Origin of the sequence: Streptomyces tubbatahanensis (genome assembly GCF_022699385.1) — a bacterium.
Taxonomy (GTDB): domain Bacteria; phylum Actinomycetota; class Actinomycetes; order Streptomycetales; family Streptomycetaceae; genus Streptomyces; species Streptomyces diacarni.
In genome coordinates, this window is the sequence record NZ_CP093846.1 from 541,649 (window position 1) to 554,364 (window position 12,716).

Below are 12,716 nucleotides of genomic sequence, written 5' to 3' on the forward strand. Positions count from 1 at the left end.
GCCACGACCGCGTCTCATCCCGTCGATTCCGTCGTCCAGTTGGTCTGCGAGGTGGTCATGTCCGCATCCCGTTCTCCTATCGCGCGACCCGCGCCCAGACGGCCCTCACCGGCCCGTCGCCCGGCCTTCGGGCGCGTGCGCGCCGCACTGTCGGCCGGCGTGTCGCTCCCGGTGGCCGCCGTACTCGTCCTCGCCGGCGCCCCCGCCGCCTCCTCGGCGGAGCCGGGGGCCCACGGCACAGCTCAGGCGCTCACCCGCTACGTCGCCCTGGGCGACTCCTACACCTCGGGTCCCGGCATCCCGGAGCAGACGGATGAGAACTGCGGCCGTTCCGACCACAACTATCCGACGCTGGTGACGGCCGCGCTGGCGCCTGGGACGTTCACCGACGCCAGCTGCGGTGGCGCGACGACAGCCGAGATGACGGCACCGCAGGGCACAGCGCCCCCGCAGTTCGACGCGCTGAACGAGTCCACCGACCTGGTCACCGTCGGCATCGGCGGCAACGACATCGGGTTCGGGGGCATCGTCGCGCGCTGCGTTCTGCTCGGCGCTCTCGTGCCGAACGGGGCACCGTGCAAGGCAAGTTACTCCCTCGGTGGCTCCGACGAGCTGGCCGCCCGCATCGAGGCCACGGCCACGAAGATCGACGAGGTGCTGCGCGGCATTCACGACAGGTCACCCGGCGCACGCGTACTGGTCGTCGGCTATCCCGCGCTGCTGCCCGAGGACGGCGGCAACTGCCCGCGGACCGTCTCGCTCGCCTCGGGTGACGCCCCCTGGCTCAGGGACACGGAGAAGAGACTGAACTCCATGCTCGCCGAGCGCGCCGAGGCGTCAGGGGCCGAGTACGTCGACACCTACACCGGCTCGGTCGGACACGACCTGTGCAAACCCGTGGGCACCCGCTGGGCGGAACCGCTCCAGGCCGTGGACGCCGCGGGCTTCCACCCCAACGCCGCGGGCCACCAGGCCATGTCCCAGGCGGTGCTGGCGGCCGTACGGCGCTGAGCGTCCGCGCCCGCCCCGTCGTCGGGCGCGGAAGGGCACGCACGTGTGAGGGTGGCCCCCACCGGGTGGGGGCCACCCTCACACGTGTGCGACCGCTCCTCCCCGGCGGGGTCTTGACCGCAGACCCGCGGAGGTCTAGGTTCCTCGCACCTCCAGAGGTACATCGATTAACCACTCGTTAACCGCCTGGTTGGAGACCTCCCGCTGTGCGCTCGTCCCCGCTGACCCGACGCGGCCTCCTCGCCGCAGGCTGCGGCCTCGCCGCGACCGCCCTCCCCGCCCTGTCCGGCTGCTCCGCGCTGGCCGCCGCGGAAGGTGACCCCGACACGCTCGTGGTGCACAGCCAGCTGGGCACCACCGCTCCGGGCTCCGCCACCTACCTGCGGGCGCTCGACCGCTTCCGGAAGGAGAACCCGGGGCTGAAGGTCAAGAACCTGGTCAACGGCGACGACCTCGCGCAGGTCTACGAGACCGCGCGCCTGGCCCGCAAGGAGCCGGACGTCGTCATGGTCAACCTCTACGACAAGACGCTGGCGTGGACGGACGTCGGCGCCACCGTCGACGTCAAGGACTACCTGGACGACTGGGGGCTGCGCGAGCGGGTACTGCCCGAGGCGCTCGCGGCGTGGACCGACGGCGAGGACAGGCTGCGCGCCTTCCCGTACTTCGCCACCAACTGGCCCGTGGCCTACAACAGGGCGCTGCTGGAGAGGGCGGGCGTGGCGGAGATACCGGTCACGGGCGACGAGCTGATCCGCGCCGCGCGCAAGCTGCGCGCCAAAGGAACCGCGCCCGTGACCGTCGGCGGCAACGACTGGACGGGGCAGAAGCTCCTCGCCCAGATCATCCAGACCTTCCTCACCGAGGACGAGGCCCGGCACGCCTACGCGACCGGGGACTTCGGAAGCAGGGGCGCGCGTCAGGGCATCGACTACTTCGTCGAACTGCGCGACTCCGGCGTCTTCACCGACAAACCGCAGGGCCTCACCTCGGACTCGATGATGACGCAGTTCAACACCCAGTCAGCGGCGATCGAGTCGGCGATGTCCTCGGCGCTCGCCGAGGTGCCCGAGCGGGTGGCGCGCCACACGGACGTCGGCGGCTGGCCCCTGGCCGACGGAGCCGTCCACGACAAGCCCACCATCCTGCGCTCCTACACCCTGATCGGGTTCTGGATCAGCCCCAACGGCACCAAGAAGATCGACGCCGTGAGGAAGTTCCTCCGCTTCATGTACAGGGCCGACACCGTCTCGGCGTTCATCACCGAGAGCGGCCGCGACATGGCCGTGCGCTCCGACGCGCTGAGCACCGACTTCCCCCTCGTGGCCGCGGCGCAGCGGCTGGGCTCCGACGTCGGCCAGGTGCTGCTGCCCGACGTGTACGTACCGCCCACAGCCAACCAGCCGCTGATCACCGCGACCAGCACGTCCTTCACCCGTGGTGTGAGCGCGGCCCGGGTACGTGCAGCGCTCGAGGCCGCGTACCGCTGAGCATGAGCCCGCGCCCCGCCTCCCCTCCCCCACGTCCCGAGCCCCAGCCCACGGGAGTCACCTCATGACGACGCTGACGCCGACACCCGGCGCGGCAGAGCCCGGCCTGACCGGTACGCCGCCCCGCACCGCCGGGCGCCGCCCACGGCCGCGCCCGCGCCGGCAGGGCGGCACGATCCTCGCCGTGCCCGCACTGGTGTGGTACCTGGTCTTCATGGTCGGCCCGATGGTGGCCATCTTCGTGATCGCCGCACTGCGCTGGCCCGGCATGCTCCAGCCGGTCTCCTTCGCGGGGCTCGGCAACCTCCGTACCGTGCTCGACGACCCGGTCTTCTGGGCCGCCGTGCGCAACACCGCCGTCCAACTCGCCGTGGCCCTGCCGATCATGATCGTGTGCGCCTACATGGTGGGCTACTACGTGGCGCAGCGGCCGCCGGGGCACCGCGTCATCCGCTACCTGCTGTTCGTGCCGGGGCTGATCTCCACCCCGGCGAAGGCCATGGTCTTCTACGCCGCGCTCTCCCCCGACGGGCTGCTCAACGGCGCCCTCGAATCCGCGGGGCTGACCTCGCTCACCGACGCCTGGCTCGCCTCCCCCTCCACCGCGCTGGCCTGCCTCATCGCGCTGGACGTCTGGGCCGGCATCGGTTTCACCGCCGTGCTCTTCGCCGCGCGTCTTGGCAGTGTCCCGGACGAGCTGGGAGAGGCCGCGCAGCTGGACGGCGCCGGGCACTGGCGGACGATGTGGCGAGTCCACTTCCCCGTCATCCGCGACTACGTGGGCGTGGTCACCATGCTGCAGTTCCTGTGGACGCTCTTCGGATCGGCGCAGCACGTGCTGCTGCTCACCCAGGGCGGCCCCGGCAGCTCCTCGACCACGCTGTCGTTCCTCGTCTACCAGAAGGCGTTCATCGCCGCCGACCTCGGCTACAGCCAGACCGTCGGCGTCCTCCTCTTCCTGGCCGGGCTCGCCGGACTGCTGACCATCCGCCGCCTCTTCCGGCAGACCTACTGATCGGACGCACCATGAAGTTCGGCAAACGCTGGATACCCGCGCACCTGCTGGTGTGGAGCTACGCGGTGCTGCTGCTCGTGCCGCTGTACTACTTCCTCGCGTCGGCGTTCAAGAGCAACGAGGAGATCTTCGCGCACCCGTTCGCGCTGCCGGACTCCTTCGGCCTCGGCAACTTCTCCACGGCCTTCACCAGCGCCGACCTCGGGCTCGCCGTCGTCAACTCGGCGCTGGTCACCAGCGTCGCGCTGGTGCTGACGCTGGCGCTGGCGCTGCCCGCCGCCTTCGCCCTGGCCCGCTCGACGGGCCGCCTGGCCTCGGCGATGGAGAAGGTCTTCTCGCTGGGGTTCCTCATCCCGACCTTCGCCGCGCTCTTCCCCACCTTCCTGCTGGCCGCGGCGAGTGGCCTCTTCCACACCCGTACGTTCATGGTGCTGTTCCTGCCCGCGACGGCGATGCCCCTCTCGGTCGTCATCCTGGTCCAGTTCATGCGGACCGTACCCAAGGAGATGGAGGAGGCCGCCCGGATGGACGGGGCCTCCACGTACGCGGTGCTGCGCCACGTCTACGCGCCGATGTGCCTGCCGGGCATCGCGACGGTCCTGCTGCTGAACTTCCTCACCTTCTGGAACGAGTACCTGTACTCGCTGGTGATCATCGGTCCCGATCCCGCCCAGCGCACCGTCCAGGTCGCCCTGCCGACGCTCAAGGCCATCACCGGCACCGACTACGGCGTCCTCACTGCGGGAACGGTGCTCACCCTCGTCCCCGTCTGGATCGTCTACACGGTGCTCCAGCGACGCATGCAGCAGGCCCTCGTCAGCGGGGCGGTGAAGATGTGAGCGCCTCCACCGGACAGCCTCCCGCCAAACGCCCCACCATCAAGGCGGTGGCGGCCGCTGCCGGGGTGTCGACCGCAGCCGTCTCGCAGGCCTTCAACGACAAGGGCCGCCTTGCCGAGGCGACCCGGCAGCGCATCCTGGCCACCGCCGTCGAGCTGGGCTGGTCGCCCAACGCGCCCGCCGCCGCGCTGCGCAGCGCCCGCACCCGCACCCTCGCGCTCGTCGTGCGGCGCCCCACCGACGTGCTGGGCGCCGACCCGCACTTCAGCGAACTGATCACCGGCATCGAGGGCGAGCTGTCGCCCCGCGGCTACGGGCTCCTCCTCCACCTGGTCGCAGGGGTGCGCGAGGAGACCGCTCTCTACCAGCGGTTCGCCGCCGAGGGGCGGGTCGACGGCGCCCTCCTCACCGACGCCCGCGCCGACGACCCCCGCCCCGCGCTGGTGGCCCGCCTGCGGCTGCCCGCCGTGGTGCTGGGCCCGCCCGACGCGGCCGGACCCGTGCCCAGCGTCGGCCTGGGCCACCAGGGCGCGGGCGTCGAGGAGGTGGTGGCGCACCTGTCCGGGCTCGGGCACCGCCGCATCGCCTACGTGGCAGGGCCTGCCGAACTGCACCACACACGGCTGCGGCGCGACGCCTTCGAGGCGGCTCTCAAAGCGGCCGGGCTGCGGCCGTGGGCCGTGCTGCACACCGACTTCACCGAGGTGTCGGCCACGGCCACGACCGAGGCGCTGCTGGCCGCCCCCGACCGGCCCACCGCGATCGTCTACGCCAACGACTCCATGGCCGTGTGCGGTATCGGTGCCGCACAGCGCGCCGGCCTGCGCGTACCCGACGACCTGTCCGTCGTCGGCTACGACAACCTGCCGCTCGGCCACTGGCTGCACCCCCGGCTGACCACGGTCGACCAGCAGGTGCAGCGGGTCGGTGGCGCGGCCGCCCGCACCCTGCTCGCCCGCTGCGGCGAGGACGTCGCCGCACCGGTACTGGAGGACCGGCCGCGGCTGGTCGTCCGCGAGTCGACAGGACCCGCACCCGGCTGACCAGCTGCCCGACCACCGAGCCGCCGGAACCACCCACCGCTCCACGAGGACGAGAAGGACCATGCGACGCCACAGCGCCCGACTCACCCACGACCCCGCCGTCCTGCCCTGGCTCGGCGCCAACTTCTGGTCGCGCACCGGCGGGCCGCTCATGTGGCGCGACTACCGCCCCGAGACGGTCCGCGAGGAGCTGCGGGTCCTGCGCGAGCACGGGCTGAACATGACCCGCTCGTTCTTCTACTGGCCCGACTTCCACCCCGAGCCGCACCGCGTCGACGAGGCACTGTGCGGGCACTTCACCGACTTCCTCGACGCGCACACCGAGGCGGGCATGGCAACGGTGCCCACCTTCATCGTCGGGCACATGTCGGGCGAGAACTGGGACCCGGTCTGGCGCGCAGGCCGCGACCTGTACGAGGACGTGTGGATGGTGGGCAGGCAGGCCTGGTTCGTCTCCGAGATGACCCGCCGCTTCAAGGACCACCCCGCGGTGACCGGCTGGCTGATCACCAACGAGATGCCGGGGTACGGCCGCGTGTACCAGGTCGACCCGCCCTCGTGCGACGTCGTCACCGCCTGGGCGCAGGCCATGTGCAACGCCGTGCGGGCGGCGGGCGGCACCCAGCCGGTCTCCCTCGGGGACGGCGCGTGGGGCATCGAGGTCACCGGACGGGACAACGGCTTCTCCCTGCGGGAGACCGCCGAGTACGTCGACTTCGTCGGCCCGCACGTCTACCGCTCCGACACCGACCGCGCCCGCCAGCACCACCGCGCGGCCTTCGAGTGCGAACTGGCCGCCGTCACCGGGCAGCCCGTCGTCCTGGAGGAGTTCGGCGTCTCGACGGACACCGTCTCCGCCCGCAACGCGGGTGTCTACTACCGGCAGACGCTGCACACCTCGCTGCTGGGCGGCGCCACCGGCTGGATGGCGTGGAACAACACCGACTACGACGACCTGTGGGACCGCGCCCCCTACGACCACCACCCCTTCGAGATGCACTTCGGCATCACCGACCGCACCGGAGCCCCCAAGGCACCGCTGCGAGAACTCGCCGCGTTCGCCGACACGCTGGCAGCGGTCGACTTCGCCCGCTGCCGCCGCACGGACGCGGACGCCGCCCTGGTCGTGCCCGCCTTCCTGGAGCGCGACTACCCCTACAGCCGCCCCGCCGACCGCCCGCTGATCTTCACCTCGCTGCACCAGAGCTACGTGACGGCACGCGCCGCCGACCTGCCCGTGGGCCTCACCAGGGAGGCCGACGGGCTCACCGGAGAAGCCGCCCTGTACCTGCTGCCCGCGACCCGGCAGTTCACCACCCGCACCCGGCGGGCGCTCCAGCGCAGGGCCGAGGAGGGAGCCACGGTCTACCTGTCGTTCTGCTCCGGTGAGCACCCGGGCACCCGCGGCCCCTGGTTCGACGGTCTCGACGGCCTCTTCGGGGTGGAACTCCAGCTGTCCTACGGGGTCGCCGAACCCATCGAGGACGACGAGTTGGAGATGACGTTCACCCAGGACTTCGGCCCCCTGGCCGCCGGGGACGTGCTGCGCTTCCCCGTCGCAGGCAACGAGGACAGCCGGGCGTACCTGCCCGTCGTGGAGCGCGGAGCCCGCGTGGTGGCCGTCGACGCACACGGCCGCCCCGCGCTGCTGGTCCACGAGACGGGCGCCGGGCGTACCGTCCTGGCCACCTACCCGCTGGAGCACATGGCCGCCCGCACCGCACGCGTCAACCCCGAGGACACGCACCGGCTGTACGCGGCACTCGCGCACGTCGCGGGGGTCCGCCGCGCCGTGACGGTCGACGACCCGTACGTCGGCGCCGACGTCCTCGTCCACGAGGACGGGCGGCGCTTCGTGTGGCTGATCAGTCAGTGCGACGAGGAGCGCACCGTCCACCCGGCCGCCGACGGCACCCTGCACGAGCTGCGCACCGGCGCCCCGGAGCCCGCGGTGACGCTCGCCCCCTGGGGCGTGCGGGTGCTGGAGCTGAGGTGAGCGGGCCCCGCTACCGCGCCCCCTCCGCGCCGGTGCCGGAGCGGGTGCGCGACCTGCTCGCGCGCATGACGCTCAGGGAGAAGGTCGGCCAGGTCAACCAGCGCCTCTACGGCTGGCACGCCTACACCCGCACGCCCGAAGGGCACCGGATCAGCGACGCCTTCCGCGCCGAGGTCGCCGCCTACGACGGCATGGGCGCCCTCTACGGACTCCAGCGCGCGGACGCCTGGTCCGGCGTCGGCTACGCGGACGGCATCACGGCCGCGGACGCGGCGGGCCTGGCGAACGCGGTCCAGCGGCACGTCGTGGAGAACACCCGCCTGGGCATCCCGGTGCTCCTGGTGGAGGAAGTGCCCCACGGCCACCAGGCGCTGGACGGCACGGTCCTGCCCGTCAACCTGGCCGTGGGCGCCACCTGGGACCCCGAGCTGTACGAGGCGGCGGCCGCCGGAGCCGGGGCCGAACTGCGCCGGCGCGGCGGCCACGTGGCCCTCGTCTCCGCTCTCGACCTCGCCCGCGATCCGCGCTGGGGCCGCACGGAGGAGTGCTTCGGCGAGGACCCGTACCTGGCCGCGCGGTTCACCGAGGCCCTCGTACGCGGCATGCGCACGGCGGGTGCGGCCGTCGTCCTCAAACACTTCGCGGGCCAGGGCGCGACGCTCGGCGGCCGCAACAGCGCGGCGACCGAACTCGGCGCACGCGAACTCCACGAGATCCATCTGGCGGCGGCCAGGGCCGGTGTCCGGGCGGGCGCGGCGGGGGTGATGGCGGCCTACAACGAGTTCGAGGGACTGCCCTGCGTCGCCCACCGCGGGCTGCTGAGAGACCTGCTGCGGCGGCGGTGGGGCTTCGACGGTCTCGTCATGGCGGACGGTACCGCCATCGACCGGCTGGTCAGACTCACGGGCGACCCCGTCGCCGCGGGCGCGCTGGCGCTCGACGCGGGCTGCGACCTGAGCCTGTGGGACGCCTGCTTCCCCCGTCTCGCCGAGGCCGTCACCCGCGGCATGGTCGCCGAGGAGACCCTGGACGGTGCCGTGGCCCGGGTGCTGACGCTGAAGTTCCGCCTGGGCCTGTTCGAGCAGTCCCCCGTTCAGGACGCGCCGCAGCCCGGGCCGCCCCCGCACCCGCCGCTACGGGAGCTGAGCGAGCGCCTCGCCCGCGCCTCGGTCACGCTGCTCGCCCACGACGGGCGGACCCTGCCGCTCACCGAGCGGGCGCGCCGGATCGCCGTTCTCGGCCCCGGCGCCGACTCCCTCCCCCAGCAGCTCGGCGACTACACCGCACCGCAGCGGCCCGGAGTCGGCCACACGGTCCTGGACGGCATCCGCGCGGCCGCGCCGCCCGGCACCGACGTCACCCACGCACCCGGTTGCCGACTGGTCGGCGCCGGCCTCGACGGCGTCCCCCGCGCCGTGGCACTGGCGGCGGAAGCGGACGTCGCCGTCCTCGTCCTGGGCGGATCCAGCGCCCGAGGCGAGGACACCGCCTTCGCCGCCAACGGCGCCGCGCTGCCGCCGACGAGCGACCTGTCGAGCACCACCGCGGGCGAAGGCGTCGACCTCGCGGACCTGCGGCTGCCGACGGGCCAGCGGGAACTGCTGCGGGCCGTGGCAGCCACCGGGGTGCCCGTCGTCGTGGTCCTCGTCCAGGGCCGGCCGCACGCGCTGCCCGAACTGTCCGGCACGGTGGGCGCCCTGCTGAGCGCCTGGTACCCGGGCCCCTGGGGCGGACGCGCCCTCGCCGACGTCCTGTTCGGCGCGGCCGATCCCGAAGGGCGCCTCCCGGTCTCCGTGCCCCGCTCGTCGGCCCAACTCCCCGTCTACTACAACGGCAAGGACCACGGCTACCGCGGCTACGTCGACCAGAGCGCCCGCGCCCGCCACGCCTTCGGCCACGGCCTGTCCTACACCACGGTCGGCTACGCGCCGCCCCGCCTGTCCCGCTCACGCGTCACCACCGACCGCCCGTCCCTGACGTGCCGCGTCACCGTGCACAACACCGGTGAGCGGCCCGTGCGCGAGACGGTGCAGCTGTACGTACGGCGCGTGTGGGGCGGCTCGTCGTGGCCGCGCACCCGCGAACTGCGCGGCTTCACCCGGCTCGCCCTGGCCCCCGGACAGGCGGCGGAAGCGGTCTTCGAGATCGGCCACGAGACGCTGGCGTCGGTCGGCCGCGACCTCGAACCGGCCGTCGAGCCCGGCGAACTCGCCCTGGAGACGGGCCCCTCGTCCGACCGCACGCAGGAAGTGCGGCTGCTGATCGAGGCGGAGCCCGCCCGCGTACCGGGGCCGGGCCGGCGGCCGGCCCCGGAGCAACCGGCCGCCGCGGACAGCAGGACCCGTCCCCCGGAGGGAGGTGCGTACCCGAACGGGGGAACGTGACCCATTACCGCCCCTCGGCCCGACCGCCGTGACCGGGACGGGGACCGTGACACCACTGCGTCTCGGCTCCCCCACCGAGGCTCAGGGGGCGGGTCGGGCTCTGTCGGAGGCGGTCGGCCGACCGCCTGCGCGAGCCGTGCGCGAGCCCGGCCGCACGGTACGTCAAGCGGGCTCGCCGCCCCGGCGGGCGCCGGGCAGGTGCCGGCCGGGATCCACGCCCGTCAGCTCCCGGCTGGCGTCCCACAGCCGTGCGGCGCAGTCGGTGTCCGTCAGCTGCTGCCACACCGGTTCCGCCCTCGGCCTCCCGCGCAGGCGCAGGACACGCGGTCCCCACAGCTGTCCGCCGCGCACGGCCGGGTCGAGCACGGCGCGCACGGCGGGCCACGCCCCCGCATGTTTCCCCTGGAGGAAGAGGCCGGCGGGCAGGCTCCGCACCCGCGCCGGGCCGGTCCGCACGTGGACCGGCGGACGCGAGGGCGTCAGGGAGTCCAGCGCGCCACCGGGGTGCACCACCACGCTGGTCACGGTGGAGCTCGCCGCCCGCAGGCGGCGTTCGAGTTCGAGTCCGAAGTACATCTGCGCCAGCTTCGAGCGTCCGTAGGTCCGCTTGGCCCGGTAGTCGTGCCGTGACTGCAGATCGTCCAGGTCCAGCCGCTCGGACTTCGCCGCGAAGCTGCCCGTGGTCACGACGCGTCCGGCGGGCGCCGCCGACAACAGCGGCATCAGCCAGTGCGTCAGCGCGAAGTGGCTCAGGTGGTTGGTGCCGAACATCAACTCGTCGCCCGCCGGGGTCTCCTGCCGCGGAGGCCGGTCGAGCGCGACCCCGGCGTTGTGCACGACTGCGTCGAGCCGCTCCAGGTCGAGGGCCTCGACCGAGGCGCGCAGGGAGGAGAGATCAGCCAGGTCGAGCCGCACAGACCGCAGGCGCGCGTCGGGCACCCGGGCCCGGACGGCTCGCACGGCGGCCTCGGCCCTGGCCGGGTTCCGGCTGCCCAGCACGACGACGGCGCCCGTCCCGGCCAGTTGCTCAGCGACGAAGTAGCCGATACCGGCGTTGCCACCGGTGACCAGGACGGTGCGGCCCTCGGCGCGGGGCAGCCGGTGGACGTCCCACGGCGGGACATTGGACGCGGACGGCATGACGGAGACTCCCCAACCCGAGTGAACGAACCACATTCCGGCCGCCCCGAAAGCCCGGCGCGACCGGTGTCCACACAGTGGCAGCGGCCACCGACATCTTCTCGACAGATCGCCGACAGCGCGTGGTGCGGTCCGCACGGGAGGCCCTAGGTCGAAGGAGCGGGGCGAGCCGCGCCTTTGTGCCGATGCCCGCGCGCGGTGCGGGCCCGCACGATGGCCACCATGTCACCTACACCCTCACCCTCGGTACCCGGGGCCGGGGACGCCCCCGGTGCTGTCGTCGGGGCCGGCACCCGGCACGGTCCGGGGCGCGCGACTGGTCTCGGTACGGTGCCTCGGCCCGGGCCGCCCGCCTCACGCGCCTGGGCCGTCGTGCTGGCCTCCAGCATCGGTCAGTTCCTCGTCGTGCTGGACGTCTCCGTCGTCAACGTCGCGCTGCCGAGCATGCGCGAGGGGCTGGCGCTGAGCGGCACGGCGCTCCAGTGGGTCGTCAACGCCTACGCGCTGACCTTCGCGGGATTCCTGCTGCTGGGCGGGCGGGCGGCGGATCTGTTCGGCCGCAAGCCCGTCTACCTCGCGGGGCTGGGTCTGTTCACCGCGGCGAGCCTGGTGGGCGGTCTGGCACAGAACGCGGAGATGCTCGTCGCGGCGCGCGCCGCGCAGGGGATCGGCGCAGCCGTCCTCGCGCCCGTCACCCTCTCGCTGCTGACCTCCACCTTCCCCGAGGGGCCGGCGCGCACGCGGGCGATCGCGACCTGGACAGCGGTGGGGACGGCAGGCGGTGCGGCCGGCGGTCTGGTCGGCGGGGTGCTGACGGATCTGCTGTCGTGGCGTTGGGTGCTGCTGGTCAACGCGCCGGTCGGGGTGTTGGTCGTCGCGGTCGTCGTGTTCGGGTTGCGGGAGCGGGGCGAGCGGGCCGGCCGACGGGGTCTGGACCTGCCGGGTGCCGCTCTGGTGACGGCGGGGGTCGCGGCCCTCGCCTACGGTGTCGGCCAGACGGAGTCGTACTCGTGGGCGGCTGCCGACGTGGTGGCGCCGCTGGTGGCCGGGCTTCTCGCGCTGACCGCCTTCGTCGCGGTGGAGGCACGCTCGGCCGCGCCGCTCGTGCCGCTGCGGCTGGTGCGGCTGCGTGCCGTGGCGGCGGGGAACGTGGTGACTCTCGTCGCGATGACCGGCGCCTTCGCGATGTGGTACTTCCTCTCGCTGTACATGCAGAACGTGCTCGGCTACTCCGCGATCCGGGCCGGGCTGTGCTTTCTGCCGCACACCGCGGCGGTCATCGTCGGCTCCAAGGCCGCGCCCTGGCTGATGCACCGATTCGGCACCCGCCTGATGGTGGCCGCGGGCGGCGTGGTGGCGACGGCGGGGTTCGGCTGCCAGGGGCTCGTCCTGACGGCCGACGGCACGTTCTGGGGCGCGCTCCTGGGGCCCGGTGTCCTGATGGCGGGCGGCATCGGCCTGTTGATGACGCCGCTGACGGACGCGGCGACGACCGGGGCCGCCGCCCGCGAGGCGGGGGTGGTGGCCGGGCTGGTCAACACCTCACGGCAGATCGGCGGCGCGCTCGGGCTCGCTGTCCTGGGCGCCGTCGTCGCGGCCACGGCCTCGGACGGTGCCCGCCCTTCACCGGGCGCACTCGCCGACGGCTACGCGGCCGCCTACCTGGCGGCGGCCGCGCTCACGGCCCTCTCGGTACTGCTCGTCGGGCTGCTGCCGCGCGCCGCCGGACCCGCGCACGGGGTGAGCGGGAGGTGAGCGCGGTCGGCGGGCGCTGACAGCTCGTCAGTGCCCGCGATAC

Annotated in this window: 9 protein-coding genes; 8 read left to right on the forward strand and 1 reads right to left on the reverse strand. The window is 73.5% G+C overall.

Annotated elements, in window-relative coordinates:
- Positions 1 to 159: 159 nt before the first annotated feature.
- From MMF93_RS02320 to MMF93_RS02350, 7 genes are all read left to right on the forward strand, one after another.
- On the forward strand, positions 160 to 1,011 hold the full coding sequence (locus MMF93_RS02320; RefSeq protein ID WP_242749096.1) for an SGNH/GDSL hydrolase family protein: 852 nt from the start codon (positions 160 to 162) through the stop codon (positions 1,009 to 1,011).
- Positions 1,012 to 1,217: 206 nt separating this feature from the next.
- Positions 1,218 to 2,501, forward strand: coding sequence for an ABC transporter substrate-binding protein (locus tag MMF93_RS02325; RefSeq protein ID WP_242749098.1), 1,284 nt, complete (start codon positions 1,218 to 1,220; stop codon positions 2,499 to 2,501).
- Between the two features lie 64 nt (positions 2,502 to 2,565).
- Positions 2,566 to 3,516 carry a carbohydrate ABC transporter permease gene (locus tag MMF93_RS02330; RefSeq protein ID WP_242749100.1) on the forward strand — a complete coding sequence of 317 codons (951 nt, stop codon included), beginning with the start codon at positions 2,566 to 2,568 and terminating at the stop codon, positions 3,514 to 3,516.
- Between the two features lie 11 nt (positions 3,517 to 3,527).
- Entirely contained in the window at positions 3,528 to 4,355 is an 828-nt protein-coding gene (locus MMF93_RS02335) for a carbohydrate ABC transporter permease (protein ID WP_242749102.1), read from the forward strand.
- Positions 4,352 to 5,398, forward strand: coding sequence for a LacI family DNA-binding transcriptional regulator (locus MMF93_RS02340; RefSeq protein WP_242749104.1), 1,047 nt, complete (start codon positions 4,352 to 4,354; stop codon positions 5,396 to 5,398). Before MMF93_RS02335 ends, MMF93_RS02340 begins: the two co-directional genes overlap by 4 nt.
- Before the next feature lie 61 nt (positions 5,399 to 5,459).
- Complete coding sequence (locus MMF93_RS02345; protein WP_242749106.1) at positions 5,460 to 7,394, forward strand: cellulase family glycosylhydrolase; 1,935 nt, start codon at positions 5,460 to 5,462, stop codon at positions 7,392 to 7,394.
- Entirely contained in the window at positions 7,391 to 9,778 is a 2,388-nt protein-coding gene (locus MMF93_RS02350) for a glycoside hydrolase family 3 N-terminal domain-containing protein (protein WP_242749108.1), read from the forward strand. The genes MMF93_RS02345 and MMF93_RS02350 overlap by 4 nt, the downstream gene beginning before the upstream one ends.
- Positions 9,779 to 9,940: 162 nt before the next feature.
- Here the strand turns inward: MMF93_RS02350 and MMF93_RS02355 are convergent, their stop codons facing one another.
- Positions 9,941 to 10,918, reverse strand: a complete 978-nt coding sequence (locus tag MMF93_RS02355; protein ID WP_242749110.1) for an SDR family NAD(P)-dependent oxidoreductase — start codon at positions 10,916 to 10,918, stop codon at positions 9,941 to 9,943.
- Positions 10,919 to 11,131: 213 nt separating this feature from the next.
- On the opposite strand from MMF93_RS02355, the gene MMF93_RS02360 reads away from it, so the two are divergent.
- Positions 11,132 to 12,673, forward strand: a complete 1,542-nt coding sequence (locus tag MMF93_RS02360) for an MFS transporter (RefSeq protein ID WP_242749111.1) — start codon at positions 11,132 to 11,134, stop codon at positions 12,671 to 12,673.
- The last annotated feature ends 43 nt before the right edge of the window (positions 12,674 to 12,716 follow it).